Annotated in this window: 21 protein-coding genes; 12 read left to right on the top strand and 9 right to left on the bottom strand. The window is 71.3% G+C overall.

The window, feature by feature from the left end:
• The first annotated feature begins 25 nt into the window (after positions 1–25).
• A complete protein-coding gene (locus GA0070612_RS22325) occupies positions 26–277 on the top strand; it encodes a uracil-DNA glycosylase family protein (RefSeq protein WP_088989687.1) in 252 nt (83 codons plus the stop codon).
• A gap of 31 nt (positions 278–308) precedes the next feature.
• Here the strand turns inward: GA0070612_RS22325 and GA0070612_RS22320 are convergent, their stop codons facing one another.
• Both GA0070612_RS22320 and GA0070612_RS22315 read right to left on the bottom strand, forming a co-directional pair.
• Entirely contained in the window at positions 309–815 is a 507-nt protein-coding gene (locus tag GA0070612_RS22320; RefSeq protein WP_088989686.1) for an SRPBCC family protein, read from the bottom strand.
• Positions 812–1,174 (bottom strand): metalloregulator ArsR/SmtB family transcription factor, encoded by a 363-nt coding sequence (locus tag GA0070612_RS22315; RefSeq protein WP_231924295.1) that lies wholly within the window; start codon positions 1,172–1,174, stop codon positions 812–814. Before GA0070612_RS22315 ends, GA0070612_RS22320 begins: the two co-directional genes overlap by 4 nt.
• Before the next feature lie 89 nt (positions 1,175–1,263).
• Between GA0070612_RS22315 and GA0070612_RS22310 the strand changes: the two genes are divergently transcribed.
• Entirely contained in the window at positions 1,264–2,364 is a 1,101-nt protein-coding gene (locus GA0070612_RS22310) for a calcium:proton antiporter (RefSeq protein WP_088989684.1), read from the top strand.
• A gap of 38 nt (positions 2,365–2,402) precedes the next feature.
• Here GA0070612_RS22310 and GA0070612_RS22305 read toward each other — a convergent pair whose 3' ends face one another.
• Entirely contained in the window at positions 2,403–3,656 is a 1,254-nt protein-coding gene (locus tag GA0070612_RS22305; RefSeq protein ID WP_088989683.1) for an RNA polymerase sigma factor, read from the bottom strand.
• 3 nt (positions 3,657–3,659) lie between these two features.
• On the bottom strand, positions 3,660–4,052 hold the full coding sequence (locus GA0070612_RS22300; RefSeq protein WP_231924687.1) for a YciI family protein: 393 nt from the start codon (positions 4,050–4,052) through the stop codon (positions 3,660–3,662).
• Between the two features lie 205 nt (positions 4,053–4,257).
• Here GA0070612_RS22300 and GA0070612_RS22295 point away from each other — a divergent pair, with 205 nt between their 5' ends.
• From GA0070612_RS22295 to GA0070612_RS22285, 3 genes are all read left to right on the top strand, one after another.
• Positions 4,258–4,461 (top strand): hypothetical protein, encoded by a 204-nt coding sequence (locus GA0070612_RS22295; RefSeq protein WP_088989681.1) that lies wholly within the window; start codon positions 4,258–4,260, stop codon positions 4,459–4,461.
• A gap of 114 nt (positions 4,462–4,575) precedes the next feature.
• Positions 4,576–5,319: a neutral zinc metallopeptidase gene (locus GA0070612_RS22290; protein ID WP_088989680.1), complete on the top strand. Its 744-nt coding sequence runs from the start codon at positions 4,576–4,578 to the stop codon at positions 5,317–5,319.
• 120 nt (positions 5,320–5,439) lie between these two features.
• Entirely contained in the window at positions 5,440–6,090 is a 651-nt protein-coding gene (locus GA0070612_RS22285) for an HAD family hydrolase (protein WP_088991687.1), read from the top strand.
• A 52-nt stretch (positions 6,091–6,142) separates the two neighbouring features.
• Here the strand turns inward: GA0070612_RS22285 and GA0070612_RS22280 are convergent, their stop codons facing one another.
• From GA0070612_RS22280 to GA0070612_RS22265, 4 genes are all read right to left on the bottom strand, one after another.
• A complete protein-coding gene (locus tag GA0070612_RS22280; RefSeq protein WP_088989679.1) occupies positions 6,143–8,698 on the bottom strand; it encodes an ABC transporter permease in 2,556 nt (851 codons plus the stop codon).
• Positions 8,698–9,465 (bottom strand): ABC transporter ATP-binding protein, encoded by a 768-nt coding sequence (locus GA0070612_RS22275; RefSeq protein ID WP_088989678.1) that lies wholly within the window; start codon positions 9,463–9,465, stop codon positions 8,698–8,700. Before GA0070612_RS22275 ends, GA0070612_RS22280 begins: the two co-directional genes overlap by 1 nt.
• Before the next feature lie 330 nt (positions 9,466–9,795).
• The gene (locus tag GA0070612_RS22270; protein WP_088989677.1) at positions 9,796–10,482 is read right to left on the bottom strand and encodes a response regulator; all 687 of its coding nucleotides are present in this window, start codon (positions 10,480–10,482) and stop codon (positions 9,796–9,798) included.
• 171 nt (positions 10,483–10,653) lie between these two features.
• A complete protein-coding gene (locus GA0070612_RS22265; RefSeq protein WP_088989676.1) occupies positions 10,654–11,568 on the bottom strand; it encodes a RecB family exonuclease in 915 nt (304 codons plus the stop codon).
• Between the two features lie 140 nt (positions 11,569–11,708).
• On the opposite strand from GA0070612_RS22265, the gene GA0070612_RS22260 reads away from it, so the two are divergent.
• Genes GA0070612_RS22260 through GA0070612_RS22250 form a run of 3 tightly spaced genes read left to right on the top strand, consistent with a single transcriptional unit; the run spans position 11,709 to position 14,402 of the window.
• Positions 11,709–12,800, top strand: a complete 1,092-nt coding sequence (locus tag GA0070612_RS22260; protein WP_408630576.1) for a site-2 protease family protein — start codon at positions 11,709–11,711, stop codon at positions 12,798–12,800.
• Positions 12,797–13,789: a tRNA (adenine-N1)-methyltransferase gene (locus GA0070612_RS22255; RefSeq protein ID WP_088989674.1), complete on the top strand. Its 993-nt coding sequence runs from the start codon at positions 12,797–12,799 to the stop codon at positions 13,787–13,789. The genes GA0070612_RS22260 and GA0070612_RS22255 overlap by 4 nt, the downstream gene beginning before the upstream one ends.
• Positions 13,790–13,829: 40 nt before the next feature.
• Complete coding sequence (locus GA0070612_RS22250; RefSeq protein ID WP_088989673.1) at positions 13,830–14,402, top strand: hypothetical protein; 573 nt, start codon at positions 13,830–13,832, stop codon at positions 14,400–14,402.
• 58 nt (positions 14,403–14,460) lie between these two features.
• Here the strand turns inward: GA0070612_RS22250 and GA0070612_RS22245 are convergent, their stop codons facing one another.
• Entirely contained in the window at positions 14,461–14,754 is a 294-nt protein-coding gene (locus GA0070612_RS22245; protein ID WP_088989672.1) for a ferredoxin, read from the bottom strand.
• A 178-nt stretch (positions 14,755–14,932) separates the two neighbouring features.
• Between GA0070612_RS22245 and arc the strand changes: the two genes are divergently transcribed.
• The 4 genes from arc (at position 14,933) to GA0070612_RS22225 (ending at position 20,817) form a co-directional block, all read left to right on the top strand.
• Positions 14,933–16,717, top strand: coding sequence for a proteasome ATPase (gene arc, locus GA0070612_RS22240; protein WP_088989671.1), 1,785 nt, complete (start codon positions 14,933–14,935; stop codon positions 16,715–16,717).
• Positions 16,718–16,901: 184 nt separating this feature from the next.
• Positions 16,902–18,869, top strand: a complete 1,968-nt coding sequence (locus GA0070612_RS22235) for a hypothetical protein (protein WP_167393663.1) — start codon at positions 16,902–16,904, stop codon at positions 18,867–18,869.
• 110 nt (positions 18,870–18,979) lie between these two features.
• On the top strand, positions 18,980–20,497 hold the full coding sequence (dop, locus tag GA0070612_RS22230; RefSeq protein ID WP_088989669.1) for a depupylase/deamidase Dop: 1,518 nt from the start codon (positions 18,980–18,982) through the stop codon (positions 20,495–20,497).
• Between the two features lie 104 nt (positions 20,498–20,601).
• Positions 20,602–20,817, top strand: a complete 216-nt coding sequence (locus GA0070612_RS22225; protein WP_030332902.1) for a ubiquitin-like protein Pup — start codon at positions 20,602–20,604, stop codon at positions 20,815–20,817.
• Positions 20,818–20,837: the final 20 nt, after the last annotated feature.

The following is a 20,837-nucleotide window of genomic DNA, read 5'->3' as shown; positions in this document are numbered from 1 at the left end:
CCGGTCGTAGGGCAGGATCGGTCAGGTGGGGGCGCAGCAGTCGGGGCCGTTTCGGCGGCCGACACCGCAGGAGGTGGCGGCGGCCGCCGGTCGGGGCCTGCCGGACGTGATCGGGCCCGGCCTGCGGGTGCTGTTCTGCGGCTTCAACCCGGGCCTCTACTCCGCCGCCGTGGGCCTGCCCTTCGCGCGGAGAGGCAGCCGGTTCTGGCCGGCTCTGCACGGTGCCGGCTTCACCGACCGGCAACTGCACCCGTGGGAGCACGGTTGCCGGCCTTGACGGCCGAGTTCGCCAAGCGGCGCAAGGAGCTCTAGGCACCTTCGGTGGCGACGAGGTCCTGGTAGTACGGCTGCATCGCCGGGTGGTAGTCGTCGAAGTCGGGGCGGGGGGAGCCGTCCCGGGAGGCGACGAGCATGTCCAGGTAGTACTCCCAACCGGCGCCCGTCTCGGCGATGCCCTCCACGCTCGTGAGGTGCTGCACGAACCGCAGCTCGGTGCTGCCGTCGGCCTCGGTCAGCGTCAGCTCCAACAGCCAGGTGCCGTAGCTGTCGACCATCGACACGGCGAGCTGCCGCTGCGGTTCACAGGCGTCGATCCGGACGTCGCACCAGGGCTGCTCCTCCTCGTACGCCATCTGGACCCGGATGGTCCGCCCGGGGGCCGCGTCGCCCTCCCAGGGGCCGAACCAGCGGGCCGTGCGTTCCGGCTCGGTCAGGCTGGCCCAGACGTCCGCCGCCGGGGCGCGGAACGTGCGGGTCAGGACGAGGTCGTGACCGGTGGCGGTGCGGAACAGGCGTCCGGCGGGTGTGCGGGTCATGCCGTGTGCTCCCTTCGGTGTCCCGCCGGGCCGCGGCTGCGGCGCTCTCGGCGGGTGCGGTAGACCTCGGTCTCCAACGCGTCGAGATGCTGTTCCCACCGGTCGGTGCCGGCGAGCCCGGCGAGCCAGCCGACCAGCGGCGCGAGTGGGGCCGGGTCCAGGCGGTAGATCCGTTGCCGGCCGACCAGCTCGTCGCGGACCAGCCCGCTCTCGCGCAGCACCCGCAGGTGGCGGCTGATGGCGGGTCGACTGATCGTGAACCGTTGGGCGATGTCGCCGGCGGACAGGGGCTCGTCGCGCAGCATGGTCAGGATGTGCCGCCGCACCGGGTCCGCGATCGCGACAGCCACCTCGTTCACGGGTAAAGCGTAACTCATGGGTTACGGGTTCGGGATATCGGTGCGTCGATGGTGGGCACATGATCACTTGACCTGGCACTCTGTACGGCATGGCCGCCTTCCTTCGCTCCCGCATGACCGACTGGACCTTTGTCGTACCCGTGCTCGCCGTCCTTGTCTTGATCGTCACGTGGGGGCGGAGCCTGCCTGGGCCGGTCATCGTGGTGGTCGCGCTGCTGCTCGGTGGCGCGGTACTCGCCGCCGTGCACCACGCGGAGGTGGTCGCCCACCGGGTGGGGGAGCCGTACGGGTCACTGGTGCTCGCCGTCGCGGTCACTGTGATCGAGGTCGCCCTCATCGTCACGCTGATGATCAGCGGGCCGGAGAAGACCCAGTCGCTCGCCCGGGACACCGTCTTCGCCGCCGTCATGATCACCTGTAACGGGATACTCGGCCTGTCCCTGCTGCTCGGCGCCCTGCGTCGCCGGGTCGCGGTGTTCAACCCCGAGGGCACCGGCGGAGCCCTCGCGACCGTGATCACCCTGGCTGCCCTGAGCCTCGTCCTGCCGACCTTCACCACGGCCCGTCCGGGCCCGGAGTTCAGCCCCGCCCAGCTCACCTTCGCCGCCGTCGCGTCGCTGGCGCTGTACGGGTTGTTCGTGCTCGTGCAGACCGGCCGGCACCGCGACTACTTCCTCCCGGTGGACAGCCGGGGTCAGGTCATCGAGACGGAGGAGCACGCCAAGCCGCCGAGCAACAGTGCGGCGCTGGCCAGCCTCGTTCTGCTGCTGGTGGCACTGGTCGCCGTGGTCGGCGACGCCAAGACCGTCTCGCCGACCATCGAGGCCGGCGTCGCGGCGGCGAACCTGCCGCACGCGTTCGTCGGTGTGATCATCGCCCTGCTGGTGCTGCTGCCGGAGACGTTGGCCGCCGCCCGCGCCGCCCGCCGCGACCGCGTGCAGATCAGCCTGAACCTGGCTCTCGGCTCGGCGATGGCCAGCATCGGCCTGACCATCCCCGTCATCGCGATCGCCTCGATCTGGCTGGAAGGCCCGCTGCTGCTCGGCCTCGGCGGCACCCAGCTCGTCCTGCTCGCGCTGACCGCGGTGACCGGCGTGCTGACCGTCGTGCCCGGCCGGGCCAACGTGCTGCAGGGCGGTGTGCACCTGGTGCTGTTGGCCGCCTTCGTCTTCCTGGCCGCCAGTCCGTGACCCCCGCAGCCAACCCGTGACCCCCGCCGCCCGCCGGGTCAGCCGGCGGGCGGCGGGTCGCCGAGACGCTCCGCGCGGGCGTACAGGTAACGCTGCTGCGCCAGGTTCGTCGACCGGGCCGCCGCCTCCCGGTACGCCTCCCGTGCCGCGACCCGCTCACCGACCATCTCCCACAGGTGGGCACGAGCGGCCGGGAGTCGGGGATCGCCGGCCAACCGCGCGTCGCCGGCCAGTTCGGCCAGCCGCGCCAACCCGTCCGACGGGCCCCGACTCATCGCCACCGCCACCGCGTGGTTGAGCGCCACCACCGGGTTGTCCGAGATGCCCAGCAGCACCTCGTACAGGGCGGTGATCTGCGCCCAGTCGGTGTCCCGCGCATCGGCTGCCTCGTCGTGCACGGCGGCGATGGCGGCCTGCACCTGGTACGCCCCGACCGCCCCGCGCGGCAGCGCCCTGGTGATCAGCTCGGTCCCCTCGGCGATCTGGTCGGCCCGCCACCGGGAACGGTCCTGCTCGGCCATCGGCACCAACTCGCCGTGCGGGCCGATCCGCGCCGGAGCGCGGGCATCGGTGAGCAGCATCAACGCCAGCAGCCCGGTGACCTCGGGATCATCCGGTAGCAGGCGGTGCACCAGGCGGGTCAACCGGATCGCCTCGGCGGTCAGGTCGGCGCGCAGCAACCCCGGGCCGGCGGTGCGCGCGTAGCCCTCGGTGAAGACCAGGTAGAGCACGTGCAGCACGGCGGCGAGCCGGTCGGCGCGTTCGGCCTCGGTGGGTAGGGCGAACCGCAGCCCGCTGTCGCGGATCCGCTGCTTGCCCCGACTGATCCGCCGGGTCATCGTCGCCTCCGGCACCAGGAACGCGCGGGCCACCTCGGCGGTGGTCAACCCGCCCACCGCGCGCAGCGTGAGCGCGATCTGCGACGCCGGCGACAGCGCCGGGTGGCAGCACAGAAAGAGCAGGATGAGCGTGTCGTCCGCGTCCGCCGGCGGCCGGTCAGCCGCCGGAGCGCGCCACTGCTCCGGCAACACCCACCGCGCCACCGTGTCCTCGCGGCGCATCCGGGCCTGCTCCCGGCGCAGCAGGTCGGTCAGCCGGCGGGACGCGACGGTGATCAACCAGCCGCGTGGGTTCTCCGGTACGCCGTCGCGCGGCCAGGCCTCGGCTGCGGCGATCAGCGCCTCCTGCACCGCGTCCTCGGCGGTGTCGAAGTGCCCGTAGCGGCGGACCAGCGCGCCGAGGACCCGCGGCGCGAACTCGCGCAGCAGGTCCTCGACCCGTGTCTTGGGCACCCGTCAGCCGCCCAGGTCCTCAATGCCGTCCAGCACCGGCCGCACGTCCACGTAACCGCCCGGGGCGTCCGGGTCGACCAGGCCGGCGGCGATCTCGGTGGCCCGGTCGAAGCTCGCGCACTCCACGATCGTGTAACCGGCCAGGACCTCCTGCGTCTCCGGGTACGGGCCGTCGGTGACCACCGGTGCGCCCTCGCGCACCTGCACCCGGCGGGCGTGCACCGGCTCGCTCAGGCCCTGGGCGTCGACCAGTTCCCCGGACTCGGCCAGCGCCTGGTGGAAGGTCTCCATGTGCCTGTGCATCGCCGCGATCTGCTCGGCCGACATGGCGGGACGGTCGGTCGCGCGCCCGGACAGCACGTCGTAGTCCTGCTGTGAGCCGTAGAGCAAAATCATGTATTTCACGTCGCTGCTCCTCCTGTCCGTGGGCGCCCTCCGACGCCCTCGAAGGAAACGTCGAAGCAGCACCCCCACCCCGGACACACCCACCCCACCTGATCGGTCGATCACGAAGTTGTCGGCGCGACACGCCGAGCGGCGTGACGACAACTTCATGATCAGCGGGAGGGGCGGGGTGGTGGGTGGGCGTTAGGTTGGCGGCATGACGACGGCGTGGGTGGTGGTGGGGGTCTTCGTCCTGGTGGCGGTCGCGGCGATCGGGGTCGTGCTGCGGCGAGGACGGCCGGCGGTCGACGGCGACCGGGCGGCCGGGCGGGACGCCCGCGCCCGGCAGCAGCGGTACGAGGCCGAGCGGCACGGCGACCAGGGCGACACGTGGCAGCGCGGTCGGGAGTCCAGCGGCTGACACCCGGCCGAGGGTGAACCGTTCGGCCGGCGCGCACGTGAATCCGGTGACGGGCGTGACGGTCGTGTCGTCGGGGTACTGCTCGGCGAGAGCAGCGATGTCTGGGGAGGCACAGTGGGGGCACGGTCAGGACGCGGCGCCCGGGGCACCGTGGCGGCCCTGCTGGCCGCCGCCCTGGTGTCACTGGCCTGCGCGGGCGGCGGGTTGGCCGAACCGGAGGGGGAGGGGCCGGCACCGCAGCAGTCGCAGGCGTCACCCGGGTCGGCCACCACACGGGCCGACAGCACCACCAGCGTCGCGGAGTTCGAGCAGGACGTCGCCGACGCCCAGGCGATCGCCGAGCGCTACTGGGCAGCCCAGTTCAAGGCGTCCGGGCAGCGGTTCCAACCGGTCCGGCGGATCACCCCCTACCAGCGGGAGGGCGAGGTGTCCTGCGGCGGTCAGCCGCTGCCCCGCAACAACGCGGTCTACTGCTCGCGGGGCGACTTCATCGCGTACGACGTGCGCTGGTCGGTCGCGGCGTTCCGCCAGGTCGGTGACGCGTTCGTGTTCTACCTGCTCGGGCACGAGTACGCGCACGCCATCCAGGTGCGGCTCGGCATCAACTACAGCTTCACCATCCAGCAGGAGTTGCAGGCCGACTGCATGGCCGGGGCGTACCTCGGCGACTCGGTGCGCTCTCGTGCCCTGACCCTGGCCGACGGCGACCTGGACGAGTTCCGGGAGGGGTTGGCGGCGGTCGGCGACGACCCCGACCAGCCGTGGTTCGCCGAGGGTTCGCACGGCACCGCCGAGCAGCGCACCGAATCGTTCTTCCGCGGGTACGAGCGGTCGCTGGAGGCCTGCGACCTGGGTTGACCGGGTTGCCCGGGTCACGTCGGTGACCATCGCGGCCGTGGGCGGTGGCGGGCCCTGGCAGGATCGCCGGTGTCGGCCACGACCCTGGAGGATCCGCTGAACAGCCATCACCCCGCCGCTGTGCTCTTCGACATGGACGGCACGTTGGTCGACAGCGAGAAGCTGTGGGACATCGCGTTGCAGGAACTCGCCCGGGAGTACGGCGGGGACCTCTCCGTCGAGGCCCGCCAGTCGATCATCGGCACCGCCATGGCCGAGTCGATGCGTATCCTGCACGACGACCTGGGGCAGCCCGAACGGGATCCGGCGATCAGCGCGGCGTGGATCAACGCCCGGATCCTGGAGTTGTTCCGCACCGGTCTGCCCTGGCGGCCCGGAGCGTTCGAGCTGCTGCGTGCGGTCCGCGCGGCACAGATCCCGACCGCGCTGGTCACCTCCAGCCCCCGGGCGCTCGTCGAGATCGCCCTGGACACCCTCGGCCGGGACTCCTTCGACACGGTGGTCGCCGGTGACGAGGTGGTCGCGGCGAAGCCACACCCCGAGCCGTACCTGACCGCGGCCCGGCGACTGGGTGTGCCGATCGAGCGGTGTGTGGCCATCGAGGACTCACCGACCGGGGTGGCCAGCGCGCTCGCCTCGGGCGCGGCGGTGCTGGCCGTACCGGCGGAGGTGGCGCTGGCCAGCACTGTCGGCGTACACCAGGTGCAGAGCCTCACCGGCGTGGACCTGGACCTGCTCGCGGCGCTGCTCGCCGACCGGGCGGCAGCCTGACGGACGCGAGATGGGGGTCCCGCGGTGCGGGACCCCCATCGGCGTCGGTGCGTCAGTCGTGGGCGATGGCGCCCAGGACGTTGATCCGTGCCGCCCGGATGGCCGGGAGCACCGCGGCCACCACACCGATGATCGCGGCGAGACCGAGGAAGACACCCATCTGCCCCCAGGGCAGGATCAGGTCGGTGATGCCCTCGTCCTTGAGCGCCTCGACCACCGCGGCGCCGAGGCCGGTGCCGACCGCCACGCCCAGCAACGCGCCGAACACCGAGATCACCACCGCCTCCACGGTGATCATGGCCATGGTCTGCGACCGGCGTAGACCGATGGCGCGCAGCAGCCCCAACTCGCGGGTCCGTTCCAGGATCGACAGCGCCAGGGTGTTGATGATGCCCAGCACGGCGATCACGATCGCCAGCGCCAACAGGATCTGGATCATCGTGAGCAGCCCGTCGAGCTGACCGGTCTGCTGCTTGATGAACGCGTCCCGGTCGGCCACCGACACCTCAGGGCTGTCCGCGAGCAGCGTCTCCACCTGCGGCAGCACGTCGTTCACCCGCGCGCCCGGGGCCAACTGGATGAACCCCTGGAAGGGCTGCGGGATCGCGAAGTCCTTCGCCGCCGTCACCGGCAGCATCACCGGGTTCAACAGCTGCCCGGACTCGTAGATGCCGCTGATCGTGTACGTCCGCGTCTCGCCGCGGGTCAACTGCACGTTCACCGTCGAGCCCACCGACCAGCCACGCGACTCGGCGGTGTCCGAACTGGCGAGCATCTGCGTCGGTCCGAGCCGGTCGATGTCACCGGCGACGGGCTTGGCGCTGAAGATCTGCCGCAGCGACGCGATGTCGCTGCTCGCCCCGACCCAGGTGGTCTTGCCGTCGATCTGGCTCATGTCGCCGTACTCGCCGTCGACCATCTGCACACCGGGCAGGGTCTTGGCCTGGTCCAGCACCCCCGGGTCGAAGCTCGGCGGGCGCGGTCCGCCCTGCGCCCCGGCGATCACCAGCTCGGCCTTGACGCTGTCCTGGGCCAGGGCGCTGATGCTGCCCTTGGCCGAGTCGAGGATCACTGTGATACCGGTGACCAGCGCGATGCCGACCATCAGGGCCGCCGCGGTGATCGCGGTCCGGCGCGGGTTGCGCCCCGAGTTGAGCCGGCCCAGCTTGCCCGGCAGCGACCAGGAGAAGATCGCGCCGAGCAGGCTCACCACCGGCCGGCTGATCAGCGGGGTCAGCAGCGCCACACCGATGAACGCGAACAGCACCCCACCGAGGATCGTGGACAGCGTCTGACCACCGGCGTTGCCGCTGAGCCCGAGGAACAGCAGCACCGCGCCGACGGCGGTGACCAGCGACCCGGCCACGGTGACCTTGGTCAACGGCCGGTCCGGGGTGGCCACGTCCTGCATCGCCGCGATCGGCGGAATCCGCGCCGCCCGCAGCGCCGGCAACAGCGCCGCCACCACCGTGATGACCAGCCCGACGGAGAACGCCCCGATCACCGCCGCCGCCGGCACGCCGATCCCGGCGAGGGTGAGCCCACCGGCCAGGCTGCCGAACAGGTACGCCAGCAACGCGCCCACGCCGATGCCGGCGGCCAGGCCCAGCACCGAGGCGATCAACCCGACCGCGATGGCCTCCAGCACCACCGACCCGATGATCTGCCGGCCGCTGGCCCCGATGGCGCGCATCAGCGCCAACTCGCGGGTGCGCTGGGCCACGATGATCGAGAAGGTGTTGAGGATCAGGAAGGTGCCCACCAGCAGGGCCACCGCCGCGAAGCCGAGCAGGATCTTGTTGAAGAAGGACAGGCCCTCCTTCAGGCTCGCCGCAGCGTCCGAGGCGACCTGCTCGCCCGTCTTCACCTCGAAGTCCGCGCCGAGGGTGCGGGCCACGTCGTCGCGCAGCTTCTCGTCGGTGACCCCGTCGGCGGCGGTCACGGTGATGCTGCTGAACACGTCCGGCTCGCCCAGCATCAGCCGCTGCGCCACCGGCGTGGTGAAGAAGACCTCGTTCACCCCGCCGATCGAGTCCCGGTCACCGCTGTAGCCGGCGATGCCGACCAGCGTGAAGTCCCGCTTCTTCGACTCGAACGCGGTGAGCACGCCGACCTTCTGGCCGACCTGCACCTTCGCCGTGGTGGCCAGGGCCTTGTTGATGACGATCTCGTCCTCGGCCTGCGGCGCGCGCCCCTCACGCAGCCGCAGCAGGTCACTCTCCCCGGTCCAGTTCTCGCCCAGCTGCGGCGGACCGAACGAGGTGACCACCTTGCCGTTGCTGCCGATCACCCGGGCGCCGTCGGCGTTGACGACGCCCGTCGCCGAGGCGGCCCCCGGAACCTGCTTCACCCGGTCCACCACGGCGGCCGGCAGCGGCGCGGCGGTCTGCTCGCCCTCCAACTCGCTGAGCTCGACCTTCGGCTTCGCCGCGACGTTCACGTCGATCTCGGAGAAGCCGTCGGCGAAGACCGAGTCGAACGAACGGCCCAGCGTGTCGGTGAGCACGAAGGCGCCGGAGACGAACATGACCCCGAGCACCACCGCCAGCCCGGACAGGATCAACCGGACCTTGCGGGCCAGCAGACTCTTCAGTGTCGCGCGGAACATCAGTTGCCCACCTCGGCCGGGGTGTCCAGCTTCTTCATCGTGTCCAGCACCGTCTCGGCGGTCGGCTCGATCAGCTCCGAGACGATCTCGCCGTCGGCGAGGAAGACCACCCGGTCGGCGTACGCGGCGGCGGTCGGGTCGTGGGTGACCATCACGATCGTCTGACCGTGCTCCCGGACGGAGTTGCGCAGGAAGTTGAGCACCTCCGCGCCGGAGCGCGAGTCCAGGTTGCCGGTCGGCTCGTCCGCGAAGATCACCTCGGGGCGGGAGACCAGCGCCCGCGCGCACGCCACCCGCTGCTGCTGGCCGCCGGAGAGCTGCGCCGGCCGGTGGTCCAAGCGGTCCCGCAGGCCGACCGTCTCGATCACCGTGTCGTACCAGGCCTGGTCCGGCTTACGCCCGGCGATCGACAGCGGCAGCAGGATGTTCTCCTTCGCGGTCAGGGTGGGCAGCAGGTTGAACTGCTGGAAGATGAAACCCACCTTGTCGCGGCGCAGCTTCGTCAACCCCGCGTCGCCGAGCCCGGTGACCGTCGTCTCGCCGATCGACACCGTGCCCCGGGTCACCGCGTCCAGGCCCGCCAGGCAGTGCATCAGCGTCGACTTGCCGGAACCCGACGGCCCCATGATCGCGGTGAACTGGCCGCGTTCGAACTCCGCGCTGACCCCCCGCAGCGCGACGACCTGCGCCTCGCCGCTGCCGTACACCTTCCACACGTCGCTCGCCCGGGCCGCGGCCTGCGCCTGCTGGCCTACCGTCGCGGTCACGTCATCTACCTCTTCCGTCTGTCCGAATCCACGCCGCCCCCCGATGGTCCGGCGCGACTGTTCCATCATCGGCGCTGCTCACGCCCCTACCGTCCGCCCACGGGTTGACCCGGCGCGGATTTCCCGCTGCGGGTGCACCCCGATGCCGCATCAGGGTTGCCCCTGACCCGATGGTCGGTCGTGCGTGTTTCCGACCCTGCCCCCTCACGTCACAGGAGGGTCAACCTCGTCAGACCGTCTCCGGTCACGGTAGGTGACGACGGCAACGCCAGCCGTCCCCCCATGGAGGGATCTTCGTGTACGCCGGGTGAGGTACCCGGGCCGGTGAAGCTACGCCCGGGGGCGGACCAGACCCGACTCGTACGCCAGCACCACCGCCTGCACCCGGTCGCGCAGGCGCAGCTTGGTCAGCACGTGCCCGACGTGGGTCTTGATGGTGGTCTCGCTGACCGACAGCACCGCGGCGATCTCGGCGTTGGACAGCCCGCGCGCGACCTGCACCAGCACCTCACGTTCCCGGTCGGTGAGCGCGTCGAGGGCTGTCGCGGGCGTCGCCGCCGGGTCGGGCAGCAGGGCGGCGAACCGGTCCAGCAGCCGCCGCAGGATCCGGGGCGCCACCACCGCGTCGCCACCCGCGATGGTGCGGATCGCCGAGATCAACTCTGCGGCCGGCACGTCCTTGGCCAGGAACCCGCTGGCGCCCGCGCGCAGCGCGCCCACCACGTACTCGTCCAGGTCGAAGGTGGTCAACACCAGCACCCGCACCGGCAGGCGGGCGTCGACGATCGCCCGGGTCGCGGCCACCCCGTCCATCCGTGGCATCCGGATGTCCATCAGGACCACGTCGGGTAGCAGCCGGCGGGACAGCTCCACCGCCTCCACGCCGTCCCCGGCCTCCGCCACCACGTCCAGGTCGCCCTCGGCGCCCAGCACCATCCGGAACCCGGTACGCAGCAGCGGCTGGTCGTCGGCGAGCAGGATGCGTACCGGCCGCGCCGGGGCCATCCGATCGGTCATCACATCTCCTGTCCCGCCGACATCGTGCTGCCGCACCGGCCATCCTCGCGTACGCCGGCCGGTGCGTCGCGGATCACCGTAGAGCGCGGCCCGTCGCGGTGTCCCGATCGCAGCGGCACCGCCGATGTCGGGTCGCGGGTCGGCGGCGTCAGTGCCCCGCGGAGCGGGCCGTCACTCGTCGGCGCCCGGCGCCACCGGAGCGGACCGGGAGTCGCGCAGCGGGTCGGCGGTCGCCGCCGCCACCGGGAACGGCGGTGGGGTGCCGCCGAAGGTGGGACACAGGGCCTGGTGGCTGCACCAGTCGCAGAGCCGGCTCGGCCGGGGCCGGAAATCCTGCCGGGCGGTCGCCTGCTCGATCGCCCGCCACAGGGCGACGACGGTGCGCTCGAAGCGGACCAGCTCGTCGGCGTCGGGCGTGTAGTCCAGCACCTCGGCGTCGCGCAGGTAGAGCAACCGCAGCACCCGGGGCACCACCCCCCGGGTGCGCCACAGCACGAGGGCGTAGAACTTCAGCTGGAACAGCGCCCGCGCCTCGAACGCCTCCCGCGGCGCGCCGCCGGTCTTGTAGTCGACCACGCGCAGCGCGCCGTCCGGCGCGACGTCGAGCCGGTCCAGGTAGCCCCGGATGAGCAGCTCCTCGTCGACCACCGCCGAGATCAGGCTCTCCCGCTCGGCCGGCTCCAGCCGGGTCGGGTCCTCCACCGCGAAGTAACCCTCCAGCAGCCCGGCGGCCGAGCGGAGGAACTCCGCCGGGTCGGTCGGCTCCGCCCCCTCGAACAACTCGGCCAGCTCCGGCTGCTCGGTGACCAGCCGGTCCCACTGGGGTGCCACCAGATCGCCGGCGGCAGCCGGCGTGCGCCCCTGCGCGGGCAGGTCGAACAGCCGCTCCAGCACCGCGTGCACCAACGTGCCGCGGGCCTGCTCCATCGTGGTGCGCTCGGGCAGCCGGTCGATGCTGCGGAACCGGTAGAGCAACGGGCAGGTCTTGAAATCCGCCGCCCGCGACGGCGACAGCGAGGCCCGCACCGTCGGCGGCGCCTGCGCCGGGGAGGAGGGCTGGGTGGTGGTGACCGGTTCCGCCGTCATGTCCGCAAAGGTTAGGGCACCGGTGTGACACCCACCGCCGCCCGCCCCACACAGCGACGGTCCGTAGCATCGTGCCGATGGAGCGACGAACCCGACCACCGCGCCGACCCGACCGCCGCCTCGGCCTCAACGTCGGCCGGGTGTTCGGGGTGCCGCTGCACCTCAACGGCTCCATGGTCCTGCTCGCGGTGATCATCGCCGTGCTGTACGCCGAGTTCGCCGCCCGTCAGCTGGACCTGCCGCAGATCAGCGGCTACCTGATCGGCTTCGGCTTCGTGGTGTCCCTGCTCGGCTCGGTGCTGCTGCACGAGCTGGGGCACGCCCTGACCGCCCGCCGCTACGGCATCGGTGTGCGCGGGATCACCCTGGAACTGCTCGGCGGCTACACCGAGATGGACCGGGACGCCCCGTCACCGCGCGTCGACCTGCTGGTGTCACTGGCCGGACCGGCGGTCTCCGCGGTGCTCGGCGTCCTCGCGGTCGCGGCCACCCTCGCCCTGCCACCGGGGACCGTGGTCCACCAGCTCGCCTTCCAGCTCGCGGTCAGCAACGTCATCGTCGCGCTGTTCAACAGCCTGCCCGGGCTGCCGCTCGACGGTGGCCGGGCGCTGCGCGCCGCGGTGTGGGGGCTGACCCGCGACCGGCACCTCGGCACCGAGGTCGCCGGCTGGGCGGGGCGCGTCGTCGCCGTCGGCACCACGGTCGTGGTCGTGGTGCTCACCGTCGCCGACTACCTGGCGCCCCTGGCGTTGCCGCTGATGTTGCTGGTCGCCGTCACCCTCTGGCGCGGCGCCGGGCAGTCGATCCGGGCCGCCCGGGTCAGTCGCCGGTTCCCCCTCATCGACCTGTCCCGGCTGGCCCGTCCGGTCTGTCCGGTGACCACCGGCACGCCGCTGGCCGAGGCGCAGCGCCGACGCGCCGACGGGGGGCAACCCCACTCCGCCCTGCTGGTCACCGACTCGGCGGGACGGCCGGCGGCCCTGGTCGACCCGGTCGCCGCCGACGCGGTGCCGGTCGAGCGCCGACCGTGGCTGGCGGTGGACGCCGTCGCCCGATCACTGGGCACGCTCCCCACCCTGACGCTCGGCTGGGACGGCGAGCGGGTGATGGAGGCCGTACAGACCCACCCGGGCGCGCAGTACGTGGTGACGTCAGGCGAAGATGTCGTCGGCATTCTGCACATCGCGGACCTCGCACAGCTCCTCGAACCCAACCGGAAGATGACACAGTGACCGCAACTCCCTCCACCGTCCCGGCCACCCCGGCGCTGACACCCGTGCACCGAGGGCCCTTCCGGCCCGGCGACCGGGTCCAGTTGACCGACCCCAAGGGGCGGATGCACACCGTGACGCTGGAGCCGGGCAAGGAGTTCCACACCCACCGCGGCATCCTGGCGCACGACACGCTGATCGGGCTCCCCGACGGCAGCGTGGTGACCACCTCCGGCGGCGGCACCGCGTTCCTGGCCCTGCGGCCACTGCTGTCGGACTATGTGCTGTCCATGCCGCGCGGCGCCCAGGTCATCTACCCGAAGGACTCGGCGCAGATCGTCGCGATGGGTGACATCTTCCCCGGTGCGAAGGTCCTCGAAGCCGGCGCCGGCTCCGGCGCGCTGAGCTGCTCCCTGCTGCGGGCCGTCGGCACCGAGGGCGAACTGCACTCGTTCGAGGTACGTGACGACTTCGCCCAGATCGCCAAGCGCAACGTCGAGGCCTTCTTCAACGGACCGCACCCGTCGTGGCACCTGCACGTCGGTGACGTCGCGCAGTGCCAGGAGACCGGCTTCGACCGGATCATCCTGGACATGCTGACCCCCTGGGAGACCCTCGACATGGTGGAGCGGGCGCTGGTGCCCGGCGGGGTGTTCATCGGCTACGTCGCCACCACACCGCAGCTGTCCGAGCTGGTCGAGGCGTTGCGCGAGCGCGGCGGCTGGACCGAGCCACGGGCCTGGGAGTCGCTGGTGCGTGACTGGCACGCCGAGGGCCTCGCCGTCCGCCCGGACCACCGGATGATCGCGCACACCGCGTTCCTGGTGTCCGCGCGCAAGCTGGCCCCGGGAGTGACCGCGCCACCGCGCCGCCGCAAGCCCAGCAAGGGCACCGAGGCGTACGCCCAACGCCGCCAGGACCTGCGCGCGGCGGAGGCGGCCCGGCAGGCCGCCGCCGCCCAGGCGGCCGGCGCGCTTCCCGACGGTACGGGGGAGATGGACAGGCCGTGACCAGAGAGCTGGGCGTCGGCGAGCAGGGGGAGGCGCCGGCATGAGCCGACCGGGCTACGGCGGCGGTGACCTGCCCGCGGTCTTTCCCGACTGGTCGCCCTACCAGGACCTCGAATCCGCGGCGCGCGCCTACCTGCGCGACCCGGACGTCGCCCTGGAGGCGCTCGGCGGTGTGCTGCGCGGCGCGTCGGTGCTCGGCTTCACGCTGGAACGCTTCGTCAACGAGGTCAACGGCGTGTGGCAGGAGGTCGTCGTCTGTGACGGCAGCCGCCTGATCCTCTGGCACGGCGAGGACGTGCCGCCGGAGGAGGGTCCGCCGGGCTCGATGACGTCGTCGCTGCGGGTGGTGCCGGTCTCCACCATCACCGAGGTCGGCTGCCGACGGCGGCTCAACCGGTCCGACAGCGGTGAGATCCGGGTCGACAGCATCGACGTCTACCTGCTGCTGACCTCACTCGACGAGGCGCCGCCGAGCGAGGAGATGGCCGGCACGCCACGACACGACGCGCTGCGCTTCGGCAAGACCCTCGACGACGGCGGGGCCGGGCAGATCGCCCGGTTGGAGGAATTCGCGCGGCTGGTCGCCTCGGTGGTCGGCCGTCCGATGCTCTGAGGCGTACCCCTTCTTCGGGGCTCCGGCCGGGCCCGCGCGGCCCGGCCGGTGCGGTCGGTCAGTCGTCCTCGGCGTCCGGGCCGGCGACCTCGACACCGTCGCCGCGCACCACGTGGATGCAGTCGCCCGGGCATTCCTTCGCGGAGTCGATCACTTCGAGCCGCAGGTGGGCGGGCACGTCGACCCGGCTGCCCGGCGCCAACAGCAGTTCACCGTCGGCGCGCTTGACGTACGCCAGGCCGTCGATGTCGAACTCGAAGACCTCCGGCGCGTACTGCACGCAGAGACCGTCGCCTGTGCAGAGATCCTGGTCCACCCAGACCTGCAGCTGATCGGTCGCGACCTCGGCCACCGGTGCACCCCCCATGTTCTCCCGTCCTACGCTCCGACGGTACCCGAACGCCGGTAACCGCCCGTCAGGCCACCCTTGGCGATCAAGGTTCGGTGACGAGGGTGTTGCGTGGGACCGAATCGGCCTCATAGCGGCTAGTGTTAGGGCAGAACGTTCAAGCCCCCCGGGGAGGTGGGACGTGGCAGCACGCAGCGACGACGCGGACTCGCGCGCCGCACGGTGGGAGAAGGAAGCCCACGATCTCTCCACGCAGGTCGCGTTCCTTCAGGAGGAACTCGCTCTGGTGCGGCGTAAGTTGACCGAAAGCCCCCGACACGTCCGGCAGCTCGAAGAGCGGCTGGCGGCCACCCAGGCACAGTTGGCGCGGCTGACCGAGAACAACGACCGGCTGGTGAGCACCCTCAAGGAGGCTCGCACGCAGATCGTCACGCTCAAGGAGGAGATCGACCGCCTCGCGCAACCGCCGAGTGGTTACGGCGTCTTCCTCGCCAAGCACGACGACGGCACGGTGGACGTCTTCACCGGCGGCCGCAAGCTACGGGTCGCGGTCTCGCCCTCACTCGAGGTGGGCGACCTGCGCCGTGGCCAGGAGGTCCTGCTCAACGACGCGCTCAACATCGTCGACGCGTTCGGCTATGAGCGGGTCGGTGAGGTCGTGATGCTCAAGGAGATCCTGGAGGGGCCAGGTGGCGGGCCGGGTGATCGGGCGCTGGTGGTCTCCCACTCCGACGAGGAACGCATCGTGCACCTCGCCGAGACACTGATCGGCTCGGCGATCCGAGCCGGCGACTCGCTCATGATCGAGCCCCGCTCGGCGTACGCGTACGAGCGGATCCCGAAGAGCGAGGTCGAGGAGCTGGTCCTGGAGGAGGTGCCCGACGTCGACTACGGCGACATCGGTGGCCTCCAGTCGCAGATCGAGCAGATCCGCGACGCGGTGGAGTTGCCCTTCCTGCACGCGGACCTGTTCCGTGAGCACCAGCTCCGCCCGCCCAAGGGCATCCTGCTCTACGGCCCGCCCGGCTGTGGCAAGACGCTCATCGCCAAGGCGGTGGCCAACTCGCTGGCCAAGAAGATCGCCGAGCGGCAGGGCAAGGAGAAGCACACCAGCTTCTTCCTCAACATCAAGGGCCCCGAGCTGCTCAACAAGTACGTCGGCGAGACCGAGCGGCACATCCGGCTGATCTTCCAGCGGGCGCGGGAAAAGGCCGGCGAGGGCACGCCGGTGATCGTGTTCTTCGACGAGATGGACTCGATCTTCCGGACCCGCGGCTCCGGTGTCTCCTCCGACGTGGAGAACACCATCGTCCCGCAGCTGCTCAGCGAGATCGACGGGGTGGAGGGGCTGGAGAACGTCATCGTCATCGGCGCCTCCAACCGGGAAGACATGATCGACCCGGCGATCCTGCGCCCCGGTCGGCTCGACGTGAAGATCAAGATCGAGCGACCGGACGCCGAAGCGGCAAAGGACATCTTCTCGAAGTACATCCTCTCCGGGTTGCCCCTGCACCCGGACGACCTGACCGAGCACGGGGCCGACCCCCAGGCCACCGTCGCGGCGATGATCGACGCCGTGGTGCTGCGGATGTACTCCGAAACCGAGGAGAACCGCTTCCTCGAGGTCACCTACGCCAACGGTGACAAGGAAGTCCTCTACTTCAAGGACTTCAACTCCGGCGCGATGATCCAGAACATCGTCGACCGGAGCAAGAAGATGGCCATCAAGGAGTTCCTCACCTCCGGACGCAAGGGGTTGCGACTGCAGCACCTGCTCGACGCCTGCGTCGACGAGTTCCGCGAGAACGAGGACCTCCCCAACACCACCAACCCCGACGACTGGGCCCGCATCTCCGGCAAGAAGGGCGAGCGGATCGTCTACATCCGCACGCTCGTCTCCGGCGGCAAGGGCACCGAGGCCGGTCGGTCCATCGAGACCGCCAGCAACACCGGTCAATACCTCTGACCGCTCCGCGGCGGCACCGGACTCCTCCGGTGCCGCCGCGGCGTGTCTCGTTCACCCCTCGTTCACCGCCAGCTCGCCGAACTGGGCAATCGGCCCTGCTCACAGCGGCTAGACTGCGGCGATTTCACCGACCTACCGAACGAGGACATCCGTGCACGCCCAGGCCACGATGGAAACGCCAAGAGTGCCGGATGGCACATCGAGCCGGGACCGGGCCGTCGCACCCGCGCACCGCCGCCCCAGCGCGCGCGTGCTGATCGCCGTGTTCCTCGCCTGCTGGCTCGTCCCGCTCGCCGCGTACGCCATCCAGGCGACCTGGCTGCTGCCCCCGCTGATCCTGCTCGGCACGGCCAGCCTGCTGCGCTCCGGCCGCAGCCTGCTCGACCGCCTCGTCCTCGCCCTGGCTCTGCTCGCCGGCCTCACCTGCGCCGCCGGGCTGGTCTTCACCGTCTGGCCGTGGGGGCTGCACCCGGTCCCGGTCACCGGCCTGACGCTCACCGCCTTGGCCCTGGCCGCCGTGCTGTCCCAGCGCGCGCCCCGGCTGCCCCGACCCCGATGGTCCGACCTGGTGTCGGTCGCCGCCGCGGCCCTCGCCGCCGGCTACCTCGCCACCCCCTACCTGCGGGCCGACGGCTTCGGTCAACGCCTCAACCTCGCCATGATCGGCGAGGACAACGCTCGGCACCCCGCGCTGTTCGACGAGATCGGACGCCTCGGCGGCTACCTCTTCGTCGACCCCGACGCCTCCCGGGAGCACATCTTCTCCGGCCTGATCCACTACCCGCAGGGCTGGCACGTCGTCACCGCCCTGCTCGACGGCTTCCAGAGCCCCGGTGAGCTGCCCAGCGGGCCGGCCCTCATGAACCACTACCTCTTCTGGTCCCTGGCCACCTTCGCGATGCTGGTGCTGACGCTGATCTGGGCGGCCCACCACATCGCCGGTCCGCTGCACCCACTGCGCCGACTGGTCCTCACCGTCGCGGTGACCGCGCTCGTCCTCGGCACCGAGCTACCCCGACTGCTCGTCGCCGGATACCCCAGCGAGACCTTCGGGCTCAGCCTCGCCGCGTTCGTCGTCGCCCTCGTCGCCCGCCCCCTGCACCGGCTCCGCGAACAACTGCTCCTCATCGGGGCGCTGCTGATCGGCATCGGCTTCAGCTACTACCTGTTCCTCCTACCGACCGGCGCCATGGTGCTCTGCTGGCTGTTCGCCGACCGCCGCCGGCTGCGCGCCCGCCCCGGCACCGTCGCGATCATCGGCGGGCCCACCGCCGTACTGGCACCGCTGATCGCCGTCATCGGCGTGCTCTTCGCCGGGCAGTCCGAAGCGCTCGCCGCCCCCGGTGGCGCACCACTGGGCGAGATCTACAACACCGTCGTCGGGCTCGGCGCGCTCGTCCTCGCCGCCATCCTCGCCAACGCCAACCGGGGCGAGTCCACCTGGCGACGCTACCTCGGCGTCCTCTCCGTCGCCGTGCTCTTCTCCGCCACCATGGCCGGCGTCAACCTCATCAAGGGCAGCCCACCCGCGTACTACTTCGGCAAGAGCGCCCACCTGCTCATCCTCGTGCTCATCGTGGGCACGGCCGCGCTCGCCCGACTGCTGCCGGTGCCCGCCCCTCGCGCCGACGCCGAACCACGACGTCGCCCGATCACCGCCGCTCTTCCCACGGTCGCCATCGCCGTCCTGGTGACCATCGCGGTGGTCATCGGCACCGGCCTATTCAGCTGGACCGGGGGCTACTTCCACCGCAGCGCCAGCAACGCCACCTGGACGAAGGCATGGGTCCACCGCGACCGGACCGCCATCACCCGCTCGGCGGCGGTGACCGCCGCCGCCGCCCGTGCGTACCCGGCGATCGCCGGCACCGTCACCCTCGTCGTGGACGGAAACGGCGAGCAGAGCTACCGGGAGTCGGTCTTCCTCTCCGCCATCCAGGGCACCACCGCCCAGACCGAACCCGGCATCTACTTCTCCGTCTTCGAGGAGCCCGTGCGGACCGCCGAGGTCCTGCGCCGTACCCCGCGGCCGCTGCGGCTCATCGTGGCCGGCCCAGCCGCCCAGCAGGCCGTCGACGGGGTCCTCGCGGCCGACCCGTCCCTCCGGGAGGGCCTGACCGTCGTGCCGCTCAAACCCGCCAAGGCGCGGTAGCCGCGCCGCGCCGACCGGCAGGGCCACGCGATAGGCCACCGCGCAGACTAGTCTCGATGGTGTGAGCGGCGGGCACGCCGGCTCCAGGGGCGAGCGAAGCGAGTGGTCGCATGACGGTACGTCGAATCATGGGCACCGAGGTCGAGTACGGCATCTCGGTGCCCGGACAGGCCGGAGCCAACCCGATGGTCACCTCGTCACAGGTGGTCAATGCCTACGGGGCCCGTCCAGAGCTCAACCGGGGCGGGCGAGCACGGTGGGACTACGAAGAGGAGTCGCCCCTGCGCGACGCCCGGGGCTTCACCTACTCGGGGGCGGCCTACGACCCGGCCGAGGCCCTCGCGGACGAGGACCTCGGCCTCGCCAACGTGATACTCACCAACGGCGCACGGCTCTACGTCGACCACGCCCACCCCGAATACTCCACTCCGGAGGTCACCACCCCCCGGGACGTGGTGCGCTGGGACAAGGCCGGCGAGCGGGTGATGGCCGAGGCGTCCCGCCGCGCCGCCACCATCCCGGGCAGCCAGCCCATCCACCTCTACAAGAACAACACCGACAACAAGGGCGCCAGCTACGGGGCCCACGAAAACTACCTGATGCGCCGGCAGACCCCGTTCGCCGACATCGTGGCGTACCTGACGCCGTTCTTCGTGACCCGCCAGATCGTCTGCGGCGCGGGTCGGGTCGGCATCGGGCAGGACGGCGGGCAGAGCGGCTTCCAGATCTCCCAGCGCGCCGACTTCTTCGAGGTCGAGGTGGGCCTGGAGACCACCCTCAAGCGGCCGATCATCAACACCCGCGACGAGCCGCACGCCGACGCCGACAAGTACCGCCGGCTGCACGTCATCATCGGCGACGCCAACCTGTCCGAGATCTCCACCTACCTCAAGGTCGGCACCACCGCGCTGATCCTCACCATGATCGAGGAGAAGGCGCTCGGCGGGGACCTCGGCATCGCCGACCCGGTCAGCGAGCTGCGCGCGGTCAGTCACGACCCCAGCCTGGCGCACCTCATGCGACTGCGCGACGGTCGCCGGCTCACCGCGCTCGACCTGCAATGGGCGTACCTGGAGCGGGTCCGGTCCTTTGTCGACGACCGGTACGGCGCCGACGCCGACGAGCAGACCGTCGACGTGCTCGACCGCTGGGAGAGCGTCCTGGACCGGCTGGGGCGTGACCCGATGCTCTGCGTCGACGAGCTCGACTGGGTGGCCAAGTTGCGGCTGCTCGAGGGTTACCGGGAGCGGGAGAAGCTCGGCTGGGGCTCGCACAAGCTCCAACTGGTCGACCTCCAGTATTCCGACGTCCGGCCGGAGAAGGGCCTCTACCACCGGCTGGTCTCCCGGGGCGCGATGAAGACGCTGCTCACCGACGACGAGACGCGTACCGCGATGACCGAGCCGCCGGAGGACACCCGGGCCTACTTCCGTGGTCGCTGCCTCGCCCAGTACGCGTCGGAGGTCGTCGCCGCGAGCTGGGATTCGGTGATCTTCGACGTGGGTCGGGAGTCGCTGGTGCGGGTGCCGATGATGGAACCGGAGCGGGGCACCCGGGCGCACGTCGGGGCGCTGTTCGACCGCTGTGCGAGCGCCAAGGACCTGCTGGAGACGTTGACCGGGGGCTGACCACGTGCCCGGATGCCCGTCGTGTGCCGTAAGCCGGCGCGCGGCGGGCTTTTCGTCGCCCGAGCGAGGTAAGTTCATCGCAGACGATCGTGGAGGAGGCAGCAATGGCCACTCATGACAGCGGCGGCCAGTCGCAGTCCGGCAAGTCCCGTCAGGGCGAGGAAATCGAGGACGTCACCACCGAGGCCAACCCCGAGGTGGCCGAGCGGCACGCCGAGATCACCGAGGACGTCGACGACCTGCTCGACGAGATCGACTCCGTCCTCGAAGAAAATGCAGAAGAATTCGTGAGAGGTTACGTACAGAAAGGAGGTCAGTGAACATATAGGGTAATTCGGAC

The sequence above is a fragment of the Micromonospora chokoriensis genome (assembly GCF_900091505.1).
GTDB classification, from domain to species: domain Bacteria; phylum Actinomycetota; class Actinomycetes; order Mycobacteriales; family Micromonosporaceae; genus Micromonospora; species Micromonospora chokoriensis.
Note: the sequence above shows the minus strand (reverse complement) of the source record. Positions and strands in the feature narration are given on the sequence as shown.

Coding starts and splice junctions, on each gene's coding strand:
- GA0070612_RS22270 (WP_088989677.1), bottom strand. CDS start 10,482: ATGACCGATCGGATGGCCCCGGCGCGGCCGGTACGCATCCTGCTCGCC.
- GA0070612_RS22320 (WP_088989686.1), bottom strand. CDS start 815: ATGACCCGCACACCCGCCGGACGCCTGTTCCGCACCGCCACCGGTCAC.
- GA0070612_RS22310 (WP_088989684.1), top strand. CDS start 1,264: ATGGCCGCCTTCCTTCGCTCCCGCATGACCGACTGGACCTTTGTCGTA.
- GA0070612_RS22300 (WP_231924687.1), bottom strand. CDS start 4,052: ATGATTTTGCTCTACGGCTCACAGCAGGACTACGACGTGCTGTCCGGG.
- GA0070612_RS22295 (WP_088989681.1), top strand. CDS start 4,258: ATGACGACGGCGTGGGTGGTGGTGGGGGTCTTCGTCCTGGTGGCGGTC.
- GA0070612_RS22280 (WP_088989679.1), bottom strand. CDS start 8,698: ATGTTCCGCGCGACACTGAAGAGTCTGCTGGCCCGCAAGGTCCGGTTG.
- GA0070612_RS22265 (WP_088989676.1), bottom strand. CDS start 11,568: ATGACGGCGGAACCGGTCACCACCACCCAGCCCTCCTCCCCGGCGCAG.
- GA0070612_RS22225 (WP_030332902.1), top strand. CDS start 20,602: ATGGCCACTCATGACAGCGGCGGCCAGTCGCAGTCCGGCAAGTCCCGT.
- GA0070612_RS22250 (WP_088989673.1), top strand. CDS start 13,830: ATGAGCCGACCGGGCTACGGCGGCGGTGACCTGCCCGCGGTCTTTCCC.
- dop (WP_088989669.1), top strand. CDS start 18,980: ATGACGGTACGTCGAATCATGGGCACCGAGGTCGAGTACGGCATCTCG.